Below are 19,962 nucleotides of genomic sequence, written 5' to 3' on the forward strand. Positions count from 1 at the left end.
TTGCCCGCTCAATCATTGTTGTTCAACTACTCCAACAGAAACGTCAAGGTTATGCCTGAAACGAAGCCTGAAGAGCCTGCTGAGATTAAGAGTTCGCGATCGAATCGACTCCTCGACCGCGAAAACGGATTGAAGATCACGTTGATCAGCTTGCACGGATTGATTCGCGCACACGAGCCCGAGTTGGGGTGTGATGCAGATACCGGCGGCCAAGTGATTTATGTGCTGGAACTTGCTCGCGAACTCGCGTCGCAACCGAATGTCCGCGAAGTCGAGTTGTTGACTCGCCAGATCATCGATCCAAAGGTGTCGGACGACTATGCACAACTCGAAGAGAAGATCAGCGAAAACGCCAAGCTGATTCGCATCCCGTTTGGTCCCAAGCGTTATTTGAAGAAGGAAGCGCTGTGGCCCTACGTTGACCATTTTATTGACCAGACACTCGTGCATTTTCGTCGCACGGGGATTCCCGACATCATCCACGGTCACTATGCCGACGCGGGACTCGCCGGGGCACAGCTTTCCCGTTTGTTGCACGTTCCCTTTATCTTCACGGGACACTCGCTTGGCCGGGTGAAGCGGCAACGCTTGTCGCTGGACAAAGACAATCTTGCATCGCTGGATCGGCGTTACAAGTTTTCGCTTCGCACCGAAGCCGAAGAAATCGCCCTGGAGACCGCGTCGATGGTCGTGACCAGTACGACGCAAGAGGTTCAGCAGCAATACGAACTGTATGACCATTACGTGCCGTCACGCATGGAGGTAATTCCGCCGGGCGTCGATTTGTCACGGTTCTCTCCGGCCACGTCGGATTGGAAACGTCCTCCAATCGCCGAAGCGCTGGATCCGTTTTTGCGAGATCCAAACAAGCCGATGATCTTGACGATGGCGCGGCCCGATGAACGCAAAAACCTGACCAAGCTTGTTGATGTTTATGGACAAAGCGAGCAGCTTCAGAAGTTGGCAAACCTAGTTTTGGTGATGGGGTCACGAGACGACATCCTGGAATTACCCAAGGCACAACGTCGCGTCCTCGATAGCGTCCTGCACCGAATCGATAAATACGATCTGTATGGACACGTTGCCTATCCGAAAACGCACTCGCCAAGCGATGTGCCTGATTTGTATCGCTTTGCGGCACAAGGCAAGGGCGTGTTCATTAACCCCGCCTTGACCGAGCCATTTGGTTTGACGTTGTTAGAGGCCGGAGCGACGGGGGTGCCGATTGTGGCGACCAACGATGGCGGGCCTCGTGACATCATCGCGAATTGCAATAACGGGCTGCTTATCGATCCGGTCGATGGCGAGATGATCGAGAAAGCGTTGCTCCGCGCGTTGACCGAGCCCGAGCAGTGGGAAGCATGGTCCAAGGCCGGGATCGAAGGGACACGCAAGCATTACTCGTGGAGCAATCACGCTCATCGCTATCTGCGTGATTTGGACGATATTCTCGAGCATTCGTCGGTTCCGGCGCTCGTCAGCGCCCCGCGGGCTCGGCGGTTGCCTGAGTTTGATCGCTTGATTGTGACCGATCTCGACAATACGTTGTCCGGCGACGACGAGGCACTTGCCCAATTTGCTGCGTTGCTTGAGGAACATGACCACATCGGTTTTGGTATCGCGACCGGTCGGCGGTTGGATAGTGCGATGGAATTGATCGAAGAACTGGGGCTGCCGCGTCCCGACGTGATCGACACCGATGCCGGCACGCAGCTGCATTACGGAAAAAAATTGACTCCCGACCGCAGTTGGCGAAAACAGATTAACTATGCGTGGAAACCCGACGAAATTCGCAAGGTGTTGGACGAGATACCGGGTCTATTTCGCCAGGACGACTCGAACCAATCCGAGTTCAAAATCAGTTATGAGATAGACAATAAGGTGGCGCCGTCTACGATGCAGATTAAGAAACATCTGCGATCGGCTGGATTACGTGCTAAGGTTCTGTTGTCGTTGGGCATGTATCTTGACATCATTCCCGTTCGCGGCGGCAGCGACATGACGATTCGCCATTTGATGTGGAAATGGGGCTTTTCGGCCGAACATGTCCTGGTGGCTGGCGATAGCGGAAATGACGCCGGCATGTTGCAGGGCCGCAGTCTGGGGGTAGTCGTCGCCAACTACAGTCCCGAATTGAATCGACTTCGCAACCATCCTCGAATATATTTTGCCGAGCAACCGCACGCGCGAGGTATTATCGAAGGCATCGACTACTACAATTTTTTAGAGAATATCGTAATTCCCAATGATCAGATCGAATCCTAAAGGAATCCGCAACGGCAGCAGCACGTCGCACGCCAGCGGACTCTCTTACGAAGCCGATCTTTCGTTACAGCGTTTGTCGCCTCGGCTACAAGCGTTCTGGGACGCGAATGACGCCGACGAAGAACTGCGTCATGAATTCGGCGTGCGTCTGATCGACAATTGGGAAGAGCTCTTTGGGCTGTTGTTCCAATTGTACGGCACTCGGTACGACTTCTTCTATCATCTCGAGCAAATCCTGCTGACGTCGGCCCACGCGTGGCTGGATCGCCCCGAAGAACTCCGTGAACTCGATCGACACCGGATCAACGAACCCGATTGGTTCGCTTCGGAAAAAATCGTGGGGGGGGCGTTGTACGTCGATCTGTTCAGCGAAAATCTTGGCAAGCTGGCGGATTCGATTGACTATTTCAAAGAACTCGGGCTGACCTATCTGCACCTGATGCCGTTGTTTGCGGTTCGCCCAGGCGACAATGATGGCGGCTATGCGATCAGCAACTACCGCAGCGTGGACCCGCGACTAGGGACGATCGATGACTTGCGGAACTTGGCAAACGAGCTTCGCAAGGCCGGAATCGTGTTGGTGCTGGACTTCGTCTTTAACCACACCTCGGATGACCACGATTGGGCAAAACGTGCACAATCGGGCGACCCGGAATACCAGAACTTTTATTACATCTTTCCCGATCGTGGGCTGCCGGATCAATACGAACGCACACTCCGCGAGATCTTTCCTACCGTACGCCGTGGAAACTTCACCTGGCACGACGGAATGCAGAGTTGGGTGTGGACGACGTTCAACAGTTTCCAGTGGGATTTGAATTACAGCAATCCAGCGGTGTTCCGTGCGATGCTGGAGGAGATGTACTTTATCTCGAGCACCGGGATCGATATCTTGCGGCTCGATGCGGTTGCGTTCGTTTGGAAACAAATGGGCACCAATTGCGAAAATCTGCCCGAAGCTCACACGCTGATTCAAGCCTTCAGCCGGCTAGCTCGGATCGCGACGCCGAGTTTGTTGTTCAAGTCCGAAGCGATTGTGCATCCCGACGACGTGGTTAAATACATCAGTCCCGAAGAGTGCCAGATTTCGTACAACCCGACGCTGATGGCGTTGTTGTGGGAATCGCTTGCCACTCACGAGACACGCTTGCTAACTCGATCGTTGAGCCATCGACACAAGTTGCCCAAGCATACAGGCTGGGTCAACTATCTGCGCTGTCATGACGACATCGGCTGGACGTTCGACGATGCCGACGCCGCAGCGTTGGGGATCAATGCCTACGACCATCGCCAATTTTTGAATCAATTTTACACCGGGCAATTCAAAGACTCGTTTGCTCGTGGTGTCCCGTTTCAAGAGAATGTCGAAACGGGCGACATGCGAATCGCCGGCACGCTGGCGTCGTTGGCAGGACTTGAGCACGCGATCGAAGAAGGCGACGAACACGAAAAAGAAATGTCAATTCGCCGGATGCTGCTACTGCAAGGCATCACGCTCAGCATCGGAGGCATTCCGCTACTGTATCTGGGCGAAGAATGGGGGATGTTGAACGATTACGATTTCGTCAAAGACCCCGCCAAAGCTGGTGACACGCGTTGGGTGCATCGACCGCGGATGCAGTGGGAATTTTTGCACGAGTTGAATGACACAATCGCCTCGGGCAGCGGATCGATTCGCAAACGCATCTTTCGATCACTGCAAAAATTGATTGCGACACGAAAGGCGTTGCCCGCATTGGCCGGACAACAAATGGAACTGATTGCGACGGGCAATAAACATCTACTGAGCTTCATTCGCATCAATGAAAGTTACCGCTTGATCGTGATCGCTAACTTTACCGATCAACCACAATCGGTGGACGGCAATCGATTGCGTACCGTCGGGCTCGGTCGATTCTTCAAAGACGCTTTGACTGATCGCGAATTTGGCACGAGCGACGATATCGTGGTGGATGCTTACGAAACTTTGTGGTTAATGCGAGTGTGAACCGAAAATGGATTTGAAAGTACTAGCGACCGACTTGGACGGCACGTTCATTCCGCTGGACAACAACCTCGAAAATCGAAGGGATCTTACCGAGGTCCAGCGATATTTGAGTGAACACGGCATCGAATTGCTGTTCGTCACGGGGCGTCATTTTGCGTCGGTACAAGGTGCGATCGCCGAGCACGCTTTGCCTCATCCCGAATGGATCATCTGTGACGTCGGGACAACGATCATGCGTCGCACGGGTTCCGCCGGATCGGCAGACGAAAAAATGGAGCGGGTCCAAGCGTACCACGATGATTTAGCGGCAATCGTGGGTCCGATCACGACCACCGATCTGATGAAAGAGTTTTCGGGGATCGAGGGAACTCGAGAGCAAGAGTCCGAGAAGCAAGGGCCATTCAAGCTCAGCTACTATGCCGACGCGTCACGATTGGCACCGATCGTCGAAGGATTCCAAACGCGACTGGACCGCATTTCAGCTCCCTATTCGATCATTGCCAGTGTGGATCCCTTCAACAACGACGGTTTGATTGATCTTTTGCCGAGTGGGGTTTCCAAGGCGTATGCACTTCGCTGGTGGGCCGAGCACATGGCGGTTGATCCCGAAGCGATTGTGTTCGCCGGAGATTCCGGCAACGACTTGGCGGCGTTGACCGCGGGTTATCGAGCGATCGTGGTGCACAACGCATCGGACGAGCTGAAGCAGAATGTCACCGAGGCACATCGACTCGCCAACACTGCCGACTACGTCTTTCTAGCCAACCAAAAAGCGACCAGCGGCGTTATGGAAGGCCTAAAGCACCACCTGGCCAACGTAGGATAGGCTTCTAGCCTGTCATCAAGAGCAATCTCCCCGTAGCGAAAGTCGCCAAGACTTTTGTCGGCATGATTGGAACCGGGAAACCGACGAGCGGAGTCGTCGGGCGACATTGGTAGGCCGGACTCAAGTCGCGGTAGCGACGCAGATCCGGCAGGCCGCGAAAGTGATGGGGAATTCGTTACAGCCGCATGCCGGAACTGATCAATGTGGGATAGGCTTCTAGCCTGTCATCAAGAGCAATCTCCCTGTAGCGAAAGTCGCCAAGACTTTTGTCGGCATGATTGGAACGGGAAAACCGACGAGCGGAGTCGTCGGGCGACATTGGTAGGCCGGACTCAAGTTGCGATAGCGACGCAGATCCGGCAGGCCGCGAAAGTGATGGGGAATTCGTTACAGCCGCCATACCGGAACTCCGCTCCGCTGTGTTCCGGCCTACAAAATGACAGGCTAGAAGCCTTTTTATACCCCAAAACATTTTCTTGCCTTTTCTCGTGTGTGTGCGAATGATTCTGCGATTTAGATTTTCATCGCACGGAGGTTGCACGGATGGTTATCGATTGGGTACGGCAGGAATTTGAATCGTTGGACCTGGGCCACAAGCGGCGGGTGGATCGCGTTGTTAAGTTTGTCTCTCAAGCTTCCTCGATCGGCGAGTCGACACCGGACCGTGTTCGTTCCAAAGCTGACTTGAAGGGAATTTATCGCTTAGCCAACAACCCCAAGGTAGACGTGGATCAAATCTTCGACGCACATCATCAGGCCGCTCGAAAGCGATGCGGCGAGCACAAACGGGTCTTTCTGGATCAGGACTCGTCCGAGTTCGATCTGACCAAGCCAAAGCAGCAGGTCAGCGGGGCAGGACCGCTTTCGGGCGGCAAACGTTTTGGCTTTTTCTACCATCCGCTCTACGCCGTTGCTGCCCCAGGCATCCCCTTGGGAGTGGTCGACCAAGTTCTTTGGACTCGTGATGCGACGTCATTGGAAGTGCCAGCCAAGGAGCGCAAAGCCGAACGGCAGCGACGCTGTTTTGAAGAAAAAGAGAGCAGCCGATGGATGGAAATGATGCAAAGCGGCGAGCAAATCGCCCGCTCGATGCCGCAAACTCAGTTCATTCAGCTTTCCGACAGCGAATCGGACATTGGCGAACTGCTGGCCGAGGCGGCGGAGTTTCCAGAGAACTATGGATTCATCATTCGTCAGTGCCGGACTCAGAAGATCGTCGCCGCCGTCGATGCGGTCACCGGCTCGCCGATTGATGATGTCACGACAATTGAAGAGACGCTTTCAAAGGTCGCTTGGCGTGGAGAGAAAACGGTTTCGATCGGTGGCCGAGACGCTCCGGTGCTTCCAGATGATAAGAAACGAGCTCGGAAACAGGCACGTATTTCACGCGAAGCGCTGGTGCAATTTCGCAGCGTGCGCGTCAAAGTTGCCGGAACCGGGCGGTCCAGCACTGGCAAGTTGACCGACACTTGGATCAATGTGGTGGAGTCGCTCGAGGTGGATCCGCCAATCGGTGAAGCCCCGATTAACTGGATGCTTCTGACAACCCTGCCGGTCAGTTCGGCGGAAGAAATTGACGAGGTTTTGACCGGCTACTGTTTTCGTTGGCTAGTGGAGTTGTACTTCAAAACACTTAAAAGTGGGCTTCACATCGAAGACATGAAGTACGAAACATTGGAGCGTTATATACGAGCGTTTTCGATGCTCACGGTCGTCGCTTGGAGAGTGGAGTACCTCAAGGGCGCCACACGTCATGACGGACAGTCGCCCTGCACGGTCTACTTTAGCGAAGACGAATGGATGGCGATCATGATATTTCTAACTAAACGCCCGGTCGATCCGAAGTCTCCACCAACGATGGAAGCGTTCGGAAAATCGATCGCCATCCTAGGCGGCTACATCGACAAAAAATCGCAGGGTCCTGCCGGCTCAAGAACTCTCTGGCGAGGGATGAACCGTTTCTCGACCATTGTTGAAGCGTTCGTTGCATTCAAGCAAATGAGTTTTGGGGTATAAAAAGGCTAGAAGCCTATCCCACATGCCTACCCGGCGTCGGTCATGCGATGGGTTGGCACGGGGCGGCCGGGGCGGAACGCTTGCGTTTGCCGCACCTCCGCTTTCGCACCATGCGATTGACACGCTTGCTCCACCGCCGTCTCGACCAACGTTTGTAATTGCTCAGGATCAATCGCCACTCGCGCGTTGACTACCAATTCGGCTGACTTGGATTTGCATTCCGACGTCAGCGACAATTCCGCAGCAGCGTCACTGCTGACGAGATTCGCAACCGCATGTGCCCCGTCGGACAAACCGATCGCCTTCAAGTGGGCGGTTTCCGCTGTGGCCGTCGCCAGCGATGTCCGCAACCGATTGACAATGTCCAGCACCAAAGCGTCCAGATCAAACTCGGACTCGGACGTCGCCGTCAAACTCATGTTCAGCCAACCGAGTTCCGCTTCGCCTTCGGCGTACACGTCATAGTCCATCTCTAAAATGCGGCGTCCAAAGTCGCCTCGTTGGTCCAACAACTCTAAGAACGCATCAAAGCCTTCGCCCGTCTTCGCTGAAATACGCAGCAGGGGAACATTCGGTGCTTCGCTCGCAACCAACCGCGTCAGCTCGTCCAATTCCGGCTCGGACAATTCATCGGCCCGATTGATCAGGACAAAATCGGCTTCTTCCAATTGCTTTTTGAAGATGTAAGCCGCCTTCGGTGAGAAGCCCGCCTTGGGGTCTCCTTTCAAAATCCGCCGACCATGACTTGGTTTCAAAATCACTCCGTACGGTGCCACATCAAAACGATCGCCGAACAATTGCATCAGCGGCTGGACGACCGTGGCGACAAGGTCGGTGCAACTGCCCACCGGTTCGGCCAAAATCACATCAGGCTTGTCATCACATTGCAGTTGGTCTGCCGTGTTGGTCAGCTCGTTGAAGTTACAGCAGAAGCAAGCCCCCGCCACTTCACCGACCTTGAACCCTTGGCTTCGCAGCGTGTGCGTGTCGACCAGATCCGTGGCCTGATCGTTCGTCACGATGCCCACCTTCAAGCCTTGCTGTTGATAAGCACGAGCGAGTCGCGCGATCGTCGTCGTCTTTCCCGCGCCGAGAAAACCGCCAACCATAATGAACCGAATCGATGACATCGTATTGCTCAGTGGGGAAAATGTGGGGGAGTTGGGAGTGTTATAGTCAGTAAAACCGAAAAAGTGACTATCCCCTCTAGACTGTGAATTTATGATAGTTGCTTTTCGCTCTGCGAAAGATCGCTCAGTCAACGCAACTTTTGCGGAGCAAAAGGCGACACTCTTCGGAACCACAACCGAAGATCACGGATCAATCGCAAACTTCCACACGTTAGCGTCTTTCCCATCCGAGACGATGTAGCGGCGACGGGGATCGTTGGCAGCGGAATTGGAAACCGCTGGCTGTGGAACAAAACCGCCGCGACTCAGCAGCGTCACAGGTAAATCCGACTGTTGCCGAGGGTCTTCCCCGGCTGGTAGTACCTGACAGGTATCGTCGCTTCCGAACGCACCCCGCTCGGACGTATCATCGACGGTGCCGTTAAAGTCATCATCGACATCGGCTCGGCCGGGGTGAGCATCCTCGCCATTGGTAACGACCACCCACGCATCAGGGTCAAAATACAGCGTTTGAACTTCGGCCCCAACTAATTCGTCGTGGGAATCGCCGACTGCAGCACTACGAGCGATTCTCTGAGCATCGATCAGCTCCGCCGAGACCTGATGAGTCGAGGAATTCCAGAGCGAGCCAAAGCGAAACGCGGCGCCAAGCAAAAGAACGATCAGGATCAGGAGGGTTTTCATACTGATAGGATCTCGTCACCGCGGAGGGTCCAACACGTCGGATGCTATCTTTCGCCTCGATGAACTACCGTGCCTTGTTGAAATTGTCGAGTCGAAGGGTTTTCCAAGCGTACGGTAATGCTAATTGCTTCTGGCTTCGTGGTAAACGGAGCTGACGTTTCATGTTCACGTGGATCGTCGCTGCCCGCGTCGGGATTGCCATTGTTGTCCAATCCGTCCGCACCACGGTCTATCAATGCGGTGTCTGCGGAAACCCAGGTTTTCCAAAGAGTGCCTGGGAATTGATCCGAGCCTGAAATGTAACGACGGTCTTGCAGGTAGCCATCGCGTTCATATGCGGATGTGTAAGTGTCAAAAGCGGGTTGGAACAATGCGATTTCAGGCCCGCTGGTATCGATCACGACACGTCCCGATAGCAGCAGCGAGTCGATGTAGGTTTTTGTGCTGATCGTCGATGGATAGGTGGCCGCAGAGTTCAGGATCCCCGAGAATGGGCTCTTGATTCTTGTGATCAGAACCGCACCATTTGTCGTGTCCGTGAACGCATCGTTCGCTTTGTGGCTTGTTGATGATGACGCCGCCATCTGACGAGCTTGCCAGCCTCGTATTGGGCCACCGGCAAGCACCGGGTAAGCCAAGTCGACATAGCCGCCTTGTAACAACACGGGGGTCCCGGTGTCTCTCAAAGCTTCACGGTACCCGACGTCGCCAGGGCCTACCACGACGCTGCCGGTGGTAAGGATAAAGTCGGCACTAGGGTCGAAGATTTTAAGATCCAAACCGCGGCAATCGGTTGCAATCACATCTTCGCCTTGACGTGTACCGGTCAGGACAAATTCACGACGTAGATACCCGCTCCAGCGGCTCTCTAGAACCACCGGATCACTGTTGGTCGCCGAATCTTCTGGGCGCAATGGAGGCGTCGTTGTTGTCGAAGCGTTGGCGACGATGTTAACTGGTGGCTCCAGCGCCAGAATCGGCATCGATGTGTGAGTCGTTCCCGAACCAAGCAGCGTTGCTTGGGGAACACGTACATGAGCAAAACGGTTGTGTGGCTTCGACAGATTTTCGAGCGAGTTTGCGAAGACAGTATTGTTTTGGGTGCCATCCGTATTCAATCCGCGTCGCACTGACAAGTCACACTGTTGTGTAATGGTAGTCATGCCGGTTTGCCAGTTTCCACCCGCAGTCAGGACGTTCAATCCTCCGGTAGTGGCATTTAGATTCAGATCAGGGCGGATCAACAAAACACGTCGATACAACTGCAAACGGTCGGGCAGATTGTTACCGTCGGCATCAAGGACCGCACCGGTGCTTGGATTGCGATCGGGGTTTGTGAAGTAGACAATCTCGGCATATTTGGACCTGATCACAACGGGATCGGTATCCGTCGATGTTCCTGTGAGAATAAATTCCGGCACTTTTCCGGTGAACCATGAACCTGGTTTTGCCACCGCTGTGAAGGCAAAATAATCATCGAAATCGCCATAGCGTGCGTCACGTGGGACGACTTGGCCATCGAGTGTCGTCGAAGGACCGAACAATGATGACGTCGCATTTGTCATCGGCCCCTCGTAATACAAAAAGTATCCGGGTTGGTCGGGGCCACCGGTATTCGGTTCCAAGGTGACGGTACATCGACTTAGTTCGTCACGCATTCGGTTGGTGATATCTCGAATGTCGTTGGAGATTTTGACGTCACCACGACTATCGCGTACGCGTTCGCCAACAAATGCAAACGCGCGAGCCAGCCCGGCCATCATCAGCAGCGTGACCGCCATTGCGACGAGCATTTCGACGAGCGTAAAACCAGATGTTTTGCGAAACCTCGAAGAGTATCGATTCATTGGGTTATGTATTCGCATCATTGGTAAAACCGTTCAAAAATTACAGTGTTACGAGCATTCGTTTCTTGCCCTGGAATGAAGCCAACGGGAATCGAGCGGTCGATAATGAACATCGCTTGGTAGCGTTTGTTTTCACCAATCGCCTCTTTGTATTCACGACCGAGACTATTGACGTTTGTCGGATCGACTTCGAAGAATCCCATCGTCAATCGAATCATGAACACTTGCGAGTTGTCGGAGGCCAAGTTTGGCATTCGCATGAGAGTTTGGTATCGCAAGAATGGATTACGTCCGCGATCCAAATGGGTTGACAGAGGAGCCGCTGAAGCTTGTCGTACTAATTGCGGGTATGGATCAGAAGTAATCGTTTCCTCAACACCGTTTGTCGTCATGGTGTAGTGGCGACGCAGCAGAGTTCCATCGATAGGGTTGCGACGCAATCGGTCCTGCGCGGCGGTGTCACCTGTATCGTCCGACGGAATTCGTAACGCTGGTGCAAAATTGGCGCGTCGCCAGTCTCGAAAGACACCGGCAAACTGCGTGGGCAATTCCGCATCGAGGTGCGTGGGGGCATAGTTATATGGCCCCGTGGTTGCAGCACCACTGGTGTCAATCGTTTGACGAGGAGGCGATCCGACTGCGGAAACAGGATATCCACGGCGACTTTGAATGAAGTCATCAAACGCCATTTGGCCAACGCCCAATGCCGAGGTTAGGTGCCCTTGCATCAGGCCTTGCCACACCAGCGACTCACTTAGCGTGTTTAGGTTGATCCGAGCCTGACGCTGGTTTCCGTACGTCATGTTGAACGGTGGTTTCATCATCTCAACCAATCCGGTCGACGTGACTCTCGCGGGATGGATCATATCCACTTCGCCTCGGAACGGCGGCAACGTGTGTACGTAGTCGAAAATTCGATCGACGTTCGTACCTGCATTCGTCGAATCTTGGCTGTGAAAGAAATTCAACAGGTGTCGGTAGGGAGCACGCAGTTGAGCCGATACCACCGTTGGCGAGTTTGGATAAATATCGGGGTTGCCCGAAGTGATGTTGAATTCTTCGAACAAACGACCCTGTGAGCATGCCGGGACCATCATCAGTTCAAGCGGCGTGGTGAAGGGACGGTTCAACCAAGGATGAATGCCAAACGGAACACTTGGAAGTCCGCGGTTATGGCCCGTTACCGATGTGGCCGTTGCATCACTACCAATCGTGGACGCAAAACCAGAGAAACCTGGGTTGATGTTTACCGTGTCGGTATTGAGGAAGCTGAGCGAGGACTGAAGGTGCGCGTCCGTCGGGACGGTCGAGAAAGCAAAATAGTCCGGGGTCGTTGCATCGACTGTAATGCCTGGCGAAAGGAAGTCGGTTTCGTAAGAGAACAACGCATTCGCGGCGACGGGCGCTCCCGTCGGTGGTTTGGCATAACCATTACGTTGTCGAGTTCGTCGCGTATACAATGCACCATCGGTCGATATCTTGCTCTCTCGTTCTTCGCCACTGAACACCGTCAGATCGATTGGAATCCAGTCCATCGTGCGGTACGGGTTTGTCACGGCGTTGTAAGCACGTGTTGGATCCGCGAGTCGCTGAATAAACGCAGAACAGTATTGTGGTCGTGTACCCAGTGCCGGTTCAGCGCCAGTCGAGTCCACCGGAACACGTCCAATTGCGATGTCCAAGGGAACATCTCTTGCGGCAGAGGAGGGATCGCTAAAGTCCAGATAGGCATCGGTACGTTTGAAATCGACACCCCCTGCCATATCCAAGTCTTCGCTGCCGTTGTATCGAAACAGCGGTTCGGGATAGTAGCTGCCACCGTTGGGCAACGGCTCGGACACGTTCAGCCCCACGACGTCTTGATCAAACACATCGGTGCCACCAGCCCACGAGGTAGGTCGAGGTGCGCCGATCACAAGACTTAACGCATTGGAGTGAGCGTCACCGCCGCCACCCAATGGCGGAGTGATGCGTGTGCCGTCGTGCCGTGCTTGAAACAACCCTTGTGTCGTGTTTACAGTCAAACGCTGCTCACTCGGTAGACCGGGGAATGTACCCGCAGGGTATTCTTTTGAGCCAAATCGAGTGTCAAGCCTTGGTGCAAGACATAGGTACTGTCCTGCTTCCAACGTCTTGTTTGAGTTCAGCGCGCCGAGTGCAGCACTCGTGGGAGCAAAGAAAACTTGCGGACCCGACATGTCCGATATGCCATTGGAGCTAATCAGATTGTTGACCTCAGCAAGGGCTCCCGCTGGATTTGTATCCGCATCTGTGAAATTTTGGAACAAGATGAAACGGTCATAATTCAGTACCCCTGCGGTTGAATCAATTTCATCGGGTTTCTCGATTTGAAAGGACGTGGTATCGGGTTTTGTTCCCCGCAGCGTCGACGGATTTTCTGCTTGTTTGGGGGCTGCGCTTCCCAGGTCATGGCGTTCCGAAATGGCAATTCGCCAAACAGGGGCTCCGACGCCACCGCCTGATGCTGGAGCCGTCAGTGCTAGATTGAGTACGGATGCAGCACTGGTGCCATTCGTTGTGTAGAGTTCCTGAGGAGCCCCGGGCAACGTCGTCTGGTCTCCGAGGTTTGCGGCCGAAGTGGGAGCGACAGTGACCGGCGGGCGAGGGCAATACAGTTCGAGCACCAAGCTGCCTTGCGGAATTCGGACTTGGTCCGAGTCCGGATCCGGGTTTGTGGTGTCGCTTTTGTCGGTCCCAATACCACCGTCCCGATTGGTATCACGTAGTCGGACGTCATGCGAAGCAAATGATTCACTAAAGACAAGTTCAGGTGCTTCCACCCCCCAGACCACGCCGCGTGCGACTGTGGTCGACGAATATTCGCCGTCCGTGTCCATGCCATCGGTCATGCCGTCTTCATCGTTATCGACGCCATCGGTTTCAGGCGGTGTGGTTGATTCGTCGGTAAGCAGATTGCCGTCGACGTCCCATCCATCAAAAGGATTTGCGTCGTATTCAAACGCGGTCATGATCGAATCCGGGTCGCGGTAATCGACCACGTTCACAGCCCATTGGGCAATCCGGCGGGCTTTGTAGCCGGGAAGTGCCGCATCGTTGCTGTCAGGGAAATCCGCAGCACCGCTTGTCAACAGCATCATCAAAACATACAGATGACGAGCTAAAAGTTGTCGTTCGTTCGCGGTTGAGGGTTCATCGAAATTGTAATCGGGAGTTTGGCTTTGGAACGAAGTTGGAATGGTTCCAGATGCGCCGGCGGCAACCTTAAAGGCTTCCGTTTCAGCAGCCACTTCGATGGGTTCATCGATGACACCGTTGCCGTTGTCATCGAATCCATTTCCAAGCGGTCGGTTCACATCCAGTTTTCGCCCAAGTCGGATCTCGTGAGCGAACAGACGTCGCGCATCGACTTTGCTAAGAGTTGTAGGAAACAGTTCCAGCAACGATTCAAATGCCGAATCGCCTGCGGTTCCGTTCGTAAACGAAATCGGAGGAGGAGTGTCGTCGGACTTGGAGTGAGTCGTTAACGCTCGAGCCAATCCCGGATTGCCTGCCATTAGCGAATCCACTCGGTTTCGCAATCGAATGGGAAGCATTGCCAAGTCAAATTCGTTTGCACGCAGAATCGCTTCGAGCTCATCCGCTGACAACATCAAGTCACCCGTGAGTCGTCCCGACGGATCGGCTTCGTAAGGATCGTTGATGGCTTCGTTGGTAAGCTCATTATGGTTCGTAGTCGACGTATCATCAGCACGCAACTGAGTACCCGAATCACCCGCAACCAAATGGCCCGAGAAACCAATTCCAACGCCCCCGCGACCAAACGGATCTGTCGAGTAACCGTACCCACCACTTGCAGTGTGATGTGCTGGGCGTGGGCCCGTTCTCAGAACATCGAGTGCATCATTGGTGTCTTTGCCGGGAGTCGGTTGGGTAATCCCGCTTGCCATCGCTGAATTTCGATAGCGATCGTTGACCAGTTGATCCAATCCCGTCAGAGGCAGTGCAATTTCCGCCGGGCCATATCCCAGCCCACGAAATGCGTTCTGCGATCCACTCGCATAGTCACCTGCCCAATCAGGACCCGTCGAGGATACGCCAAGCATTGTTGCTGATGCGTACGACGAATTGTGATGAGCGTTGACGTTCAGTCGCCCCGAAAGATCCTCGATCAACGGTGCAACCAGCGGGCGCAAAAGTTTGCCTTCGGGGCCAGTGAATAGCGGCAGTCCTAAGTCGACCCAAATACTGTCGTTCACTCCATCCGCATCATTGTCCACGTCCCAGTCGCCTTGAATTAGCGCCCGAGCCATTTGATTGACTAACTTTTCGTTTTTGATTCGCGTTGCAATGCGAAGAGCGAAGCTGCTGTTGCCGCCCGTGAACTCTTGGTTGATCGCGAGATTCGTTTGACCGGTCTTGTTGAACTGATTGGCCGCGATGGGCAGCGGTCGAAAGGTGCCTCGAGCGATGCTTGCCATCAAATCCGCATAGTCCCCTCTAGAACGAGGCCCAGCTGGAGTTGCGGTATCGGGTTCCCAGTCATCAAACTCGTTCAGAATGTAGTTGATCACCGAAGGTCGATGAAATGACGGGATCACCGTCCCATCAGCGTGCCGGTGACTCAAAAACCAGTTGTTAAAGTCGGCAGCGTCATAGCCCTCGTCGAAATCGCTTCCGGTCGGAGTTGGGGGCAATCCGATTTTTGTTGTTCCCGTGCCCAGCAAATTGGGTTGCAGAGCCAACGGTAATGTAAAGCCCACATTCCACGTTGTGCCGGATTCGTTGGTATAGGCTGTCGGCTGAGTTACGCTAACTTGTCCTGCGTTGTAGCCAAGACCTGGTGAATTACGTGGAATTCCATTCATCCAAATACTGGTTCCCGCGGGAGTCGTGGAGCTCAAGAACTCGGGTTCGAGTTCAATGACCAAGTCATGCGTCTGCGACAATGGATTAAGCGAACGTATCACGCGGTACGAGCGGTTGATAAGAGGTCCACCTTGGAACGTGATCACACGACCGGCGAACAAATCGTCGACATTGCGGTCGGTCGAACCAGCAGGCAATTGGATGCGAACACGAACGAAACCACTTGTTCCAATCTGGCCACCCCCAGCAATGACCGAGAGACTACGTGCATCGCTGCGTCCGTAATAGTCACTGAGCAAGTCCTCGCCAAAAAAGGAAAGCGAATCGTCGCCAGTGCCGACGAGCAGTCGCATCATCGCGTCATCAAGAATCTTGTTGGGTTCGGGCGCCCGTGTCTTCGTGCTCGCGATCGCAAATGCAGTGGCGCGAGATTGGTTGCTGAAGACAAGGTACGCAGCTACCAACAGGCTGAAAAAGGTCAGCATGCTGAGAACGACAAGCAGGATGATGCCTGAGTTCGGTTTGCGTTTCATGATGTTGCCCCGATTGGCGAATTGCAGAAAAGGTTGAGGTCGACAACAAATGTGTCGCTATTGGAATCGTCTTGGACTAGAAACTGGAAATTGAGATCGTTCGTTCGGTGACGGAAACCACGTCTTCCATTAGCGTGGCATACGTCAATGAGTTCGTGGATGCACCGGTTGGAATCACCGATGAAAACTGCCAATCCGGCCCATCGAGCACAACGGTCTTTTGCCACACCTGCGTTGTGGTTCGATCCACAGCTGTATCGCTGTCAGGAAGCAAGATGCTAGTACCATTCAAAAGGTTGACCAGCGTGTTAGGTGGACCAGGCGAATTGGATTGAGGGGTCAACAATCCCTTGTCACCCGTAACTGCAGCGACACGGTACCAGCGATGAACTGCCGATTGTGCTCGCGTGAACGCATTGGTGGGGTCTGTGCTACGCGAGAGCATGATCCAGTCACCTGATCGTAGGTCGGATAAGGTGTTGCCAGCCGAGAGCAACGTCACCGATCCGCCCGCACCACCATTGAAACCCACTGGGTTGGTGACCAACGCGACGCGTTCGGAAAGGGCATTTTCGCGAGCCGCATCGGAAGACGCCGCTTGAAACGCTGTCATGCGTTCGCGATTTCGAAGGATAACAACGGACATTGAGGCACTTTCGTTACCTGGAAATGGATCGACTGTGATGATCCACGAGAACTCACCGGACGCAAGCGTCTTGCCGAAGCTAGAACCTGTGGCGTCTCCGGTTGCTCGATAACCACTGACCGTTGCTGGCAAAGAACGATCCTTAGGTCGATACTCCTGTAAATCGTCAACGCTTTCCACAATGGTCCGTGCTGCTTCAAGACGTTGAGAGGCCGTCAATGTGGTCCCGGTTCCTGTCAATGCAGCATCGCTCAGCCGTACGCGGACCATGCGTGGTTGTCCTGCAAAGCCGGGGGAGTCGATTGAAGTTGCTATTGATGGATCCAAAAGTGGATCGTGTGCCGGATTGTAAAAGGGAAAGGAGTCACTGTCGTACGAGGTGTTCGCAAGTGCTGGCGGCGGTGATGCGGCAAGCATTGGGTCAATGCAAAAAGGAGGAATTATACTTTCAATGCTTCCGGTTAAGGTGCGCTCGACCGTTGTCGGTGTCGGAGCGTCTAGATTCACAAGATTGGATTCTGTGATCCATCCGCGCGCCATGACATCATTGGCGACCGAGTCACCCAACGCAGCGCCAACATTCATGCTGATCGCGTCTTGAGAACGGTGACCTGCGAGTGGTAAAATCGACAGCAGGCCTAATAGACCGATCAAGATCACACCGATGGCGAAGATGACTTCGACAAGCGTGACGCCTAAGCGGGTCGTGTTTTTGATCATTCGAATCATGGTTCGGAATCCAGTGTGGCAGATGCATTGGCAAGCGATCGAGCCTGGTTCAGCGCGGCACCCCAGGATGCATCGCGAGGGTCGGTCGGTGCTGTTGGAGCAGTCGATGCGGTGGCAAATGGGGCGACTACGACTTGCCCGCTAGCGGGATTGATGACGATCCAGATCGAATCGAGGTTGCGAATGTTCGCAACGGCGCGACCGCTGTTCTGAAACAAATTGTCACCGACTGACATCACCCCAGCGCTATCTCCCAAGCACAAATAAATCTTGCCTACTGGATAGCCCATCGCACCCGTTGAAACGTTGGTGGTGACGCTAACCACGCTTCCGTTGGGGTCAAAAACAATGTCGACGTCGCCCGCAGGGAAGCCGCCTGCGGAGTCTGCGGAAAACTGATTCCCGGTGACTCCGATCCCTGAATAGTTCATGTCGAATGCAATTCCACGCGGCATCGACAACGTCGTGCTGGACGAGGGAACGGGACGGCGGTGAATGCGGAACTTAACCGGATCTCCTGTCGCAATACGTGTGCCACGAACAGTACCGGGAAAGGTATTGTTGCCGTTGATGTTGGGCTCGTTCAAATTGAACGTCACTGTCACCATCGTCGGGGGCCCACCGCCACTAAAATTGTCGGTGATTCCTGTGATAGGAACCGAACGGCCGCCAGGCAATTCCAATAAGTCGCCCACGCGAATGGGAGCAAGGTGATCGTCGGAGGTGTCGGGAACGCCAGCACTTAATTCGTTATTCAAAAGACGTGAACTTAACGACAACAGCGGGCAATCGTTGGCTTGAAAAGTTGCACTTGTGATGCTCGTTGTGCCCTGCAGCGTCGCCATCGCGTCGGTGGAATCACCGGTGTACGGAGGAATGCCGACAAGTTGTCGGAGCCGAATCGCTGCGGCTTGTCCATACGGATTGGTTCCCAACCGTTCGATACGAACGCCAACATAACGGTTCTCAGCGATTGCACGATTTCGCGCCGAGTCGAAGAAGATCGCAGCATTTCTAGCCGCTCTCGATGCTTTTTGATCCGAGAGCAGCCTTTTGACCGTTGGCAGCGCGATGGTGGCGAGCATCAACATGATGAACAGCACCACCAGCAACTCGACCAGCGTAAATGCCTCAGTGCGAGTGCGTTCTCGTTTATGTTGTTGATTAAACATTATTGTGACTCCTGCAATGCAAAGTTGGTCACGTTGTCAGTGGCGACCGTGCTATCCGTGATTGCACCAGGAAAGACAGAGAGTCCCGCCTTTCGCAAATAAGGGTCGGGGAATACATAGCTGCCTGTCCGACCATTGTTTTCGTTGCCCACAGCGGTGTTGTCTCCGGTGTCCATATCGGTCAACGGCCATGTTTGCGTGGAGTAGTCGATCGCTGCGGTCAATGCCATTCCAAACTCGCCATCACTGCCGGCCGAGACAATCAGTGGTCGCAGCGAGTACGGAGCCGTTTCGCCGGCAACCGTGTATCCGAAATCGACTCGGAATGGATCGAACTCATCGGGAATCGTTGTTTGGATGCCTGCGGTTGGATCCGCGTAGCCTGATGGCCATCGGATGAATTCAAGTGGTGTGCCCCAGCCATCAAGTATCTCTAGCATGCCATCGTTGTCGGTGTCTCCGATGTTCGAGCTTGGAATCGCGTCAATCGCGGGTGAGCCGGCAACAAAGGACGTGGCCATGATTAGATACAAACATTCTGCTCCCTGATTCGTCGGCGACCAAAACTTGCCCGTCGAGTAGTTGGCGCGATAGCGGTCGTAATAAGTATCAATCTTACGACCGGGAGTCCACGTTGCAGGGAATTGAAACCGAGGGTTTGTACTGTTGTTGAAATAACGAATCACTCGACCATTGGAATCTTCGGCCACTCGATTTGCGACCGCCGTGATCGATGCAGGGAAATTGCGAGCGTACGCAGGTGGAAGCGTTGCGGGAGGCCATGGCGGTGCTGCAATTGGGCCCTGCACAACATCCGTAACTTTGTCTGGCAGTTCCATGCGTTGCGAGTCGCGTGTCATGATCAAACGAACGCGAGCCGCTTCGTATGCCAATACTTCATAATTGACGGTGATCGTCTTCATCGGGTCGCCTGGATCCGGAATATCCCGCGACATATTCGGTAGGATGATTGGATACGGACGATACTTGTACGAGTCGTATTGTTCTTGGATCACTCCATCGATCGCTGAAATGATCATCTTGGTTCGCGAGTGCCGTGCACTTCGGGTGACACCGTTGACGGCGGTGACTATCATGCCCCCCATGATCCCCATAATCACAATGACCACCAAGATCTCAACAAGCGTAAAGCCGCTTGATGTTGGTCGACGCGGCGTCATTTTTTGCCGCGATGCTGGTTCGTTCTTACAGAACGTCATTTTGGATCGCTCGATTATTCTGGGATAAGACGCATCTTGCGTTATGGCGGGTTATCTTT

At 54.0% G+C, this 19,962-nt stretch carries 11 protein-coding genes; 4 read left to right on the forward strand and 7 right to left on the reverse strand.

The genetic code is table 11. From position 1 onward, the window contains the following. Positions 1–51 precede the first annotated feature (51 nt). The 4 genes from SH528x_RS14325 to SH528x_RS14340 all read left to right on the forward strand — a co-directional run bounded on the left by SH528x_RS14325 (position 52) and on the right by SH528x_RS14340 (position 7,094). Entirely contained in the window at positions 52–2,265 is a 2,214-nt protein-coding gene (locus SH528x_RS14325) for an HAD-IIB family hydrolase (RefSeq protein ID WP_442511196.1), read from the forward strand. Beyond that, on the forward strand, positions 2,246–4,252 hold the full coding sequence (locus tag SH528x_RS14330; protein WP_442511197.1) for an alpha-amylase family glycosyl hydrolase: 2,007 nt from the start codon (positions 2,246–2,248) through the stop codon (positions 4,250–4,252). Before SH528x_RS14325 ends, SH528x_RS14330 begins: the two co-directional genes overlap by 20 nt. A gap of 7 nt (positions 4,253–4,259) precedes the next feature. After that, on the forward strand, positions 4,260–5,078 hold the full coding sequence (locus SH528x_RS14335) for an HAD-IIB family hydrolase (RefSeq protein ID WP_442511198.1): 819 nt from the start codon (positions 4,260–4,262) through the stop codon (positions 5,076–5,078). A 543-nt stretch (positions 5,079–5,621) separates the two neighbouring features. Further along, positions 5,622–7,094: an IS4 family transposase gene (locus SH528x_RS14340; protein WP_442506501.1), complete on the forward strand. Its 1,473-nt coding sequence runs from the start codon at positions 5,622–5,624 to the stop codon at positions 7,092–7,094. A 26-nt stretch (positions 7,095–7,120) separates the two neighbouring features. Here SH528x_RS14340 and SH528x_RS14345 read toward each other — a convergent pair whose 3' ends face one another. The 7 genes from SH528x_RS14345 to SH528x_RS14375 all read right to left on the reverse strand — a co-directional run bounded on the left by SH528x_RS14345 (position 7,121) and on the right by SH528x_RS14375 (position 19,903). Continuing rightward, complete coding sequence (locus tag SH528x_RS14345; protein WP_442511199.1) at positions 7,121–8,224, reverse strand: GTP-binding protein; 1,104 nt, start codon at positions 8,222–8,224, stop codon at positions 7,121–7,123. 183 nt (positions 8,225–8,407) lie between these two features. Further along, positions 8,408–8,908, reverse strand: coding sequence for a hypothetical protein (locus tag SH528x_RS14350; protein ID WP_442511200.1), 501 nt, complete (start codon positions 8,906–8,908; stop codon positions 8,408–8,410). Between the two features lie 44 nt (positions 8,909–8,952). Continuing rightward, a complete protein-coding gene (locus SH528x_RS14355; protein WP_442511201.1) occupies positions 8,953–10,755 on the reverse strand; it encodes a PulJ/GspJ family protein in 1,803 nt (600 codons plus the stop codon). 17 nt (positions 10,756–10,772) lie between these two features. Beyond that, a complete protein-coding gene (locus SH528x_RS14360; RefSeq protein ID WP_442511202.1) occupies positions 10,773–16,136 on the reverse strand; it encodes a hypothetical protein in 5,364 nt (1,787 codons plus the stop codon). 76 nt (positions 16,137–16,212) lie between these two features. Next, entirely contained in the window at positions 16,213–17,511 is a 1,299-nt protein-coding gene (locus SH528x_RS14365) for a type IV pilus modification PilV family protein (RefSeq protein WP_442511203.1), read from the reverse strand. Continuing rightward, a complete protein-coding gene (locus SH528x_RS14370) occupies positions 17,508–18,683 on the reverse strand; it encodes a pilus assembly FimT family protein (RefSeq protein WP_442511204.1) in 1,176 nt (391 codons plus the stop codon). The genes SH528x_RS14365 and SH528x_RS14370 overlap by 4 nt, the downstream gene beginning before the upstream one ends. Beyond that, on the reverse strand, positions 18,683–19,903 hold the full coding sequence (locus SH528x_RS14375) for a type II secretion system protein (protein ID WP_442511205.1): 1,221 nt from the start codon (positions 19,901–19,903) through the stop codon (positions 18,683–18,685). The genes SH528x_RS14370 and SH528x_RS14375 overlap by 1 nt, the downstream gene beginning before the upstream one ends. Between the last annotated feature and the right edge of the window lie 59 nt (positions 19,904–19,962).

It is taken from the genome of Novipirellula methanifontis, assembly GCF_052161655.1.
Taxonomy (GTDB): domain Bacteria; phylum Planctomycetota; class Planctomycetia; order Pirellulales; family Pirellulaceae; genus Novipirellula.

Excerpts from the sequence above, each read along its gene's own strand:
- SH528x_RS14325 (WP_442511196.1), top strand. The coding sequence starts at position 52 with ATGCCTGAAACGAAGCCTGAAGAGCCTGCTGAGATTAAGAGTTCGCGA.
- SH528x_RS14330 (WP_442511197.1), top strand. The coding sequence starts at position 2,246 with ATGATCAGATCGAATCCTAAAGGAATCCGCAACGGCAGCAGCACGTCG.
- SH528x_RS14335 (WP_442511198.1), top strand. The coding sequence starts at position 4,260 with ATGGATTTGAAAGTACTAGCGACCGACTTGGACGGCACGTTCATTCCG.
- SH528x_RS14340 (WP_442506501.1), top strand. The coding sequence starts at position 5,622 with ATGGTTATCGATTGGGTACGGCAGGAATTTGAATCGTTGGACCTGGGC.
- SH528x_RS14345 (WP_442511199.1), bottom strand. The coding sequence starts at position 8,224 with ATGTCATCGATTCGGTTCATTATGGTTGGCGGTTTTCTCGGCGCGGGA.
- SH528x_RS14350 (WP_442511200.1), bottom strand. The coding sequence starts at position 8,908 with ATGAAAACCCTCCTGATCCTGATCGTTCTTTTGCTTGGCGCCGCGTTT.
- SH528x_RS14355 (WP_442511201.1), bottom strand. The coding sequence starts at position 10,755 with ATGAATCGATACTCTTCGAGGTTTCGCAAAACATCTGGTTTTACGCTC.
- SH528x_RS14360 (WP_442511202.1), bottom strand. The coding sequence starts at position 16,136 with ATGAAACGCAAACCGAACTCAGGCATCATCCTGCTTGTCGTTCTCAGC.
- SH528x_RS14365 (WP_442511203.1), bottom strand. The coding sequence starts at position 17,511 with ATGATTCGAATGATCAAAAACACGACCCGCTTAGGCGTCACGCTTGTC.
- SH528x_RS14370 (WP_442511204.1), bottom strand. The coding sequence starts at position 18,683 with ATGTTTAATCAACAACATAAACGAGAACGCACTCGCACTGAGGCATTT.
- SH528x_RS14375 (WP_442511205.1), bottom strand. The coding sequence starts at position 19,903 with ATGACGTTCTGTAAGAACGAACCAGCATCGCGGCAAAAAATGACGCCG.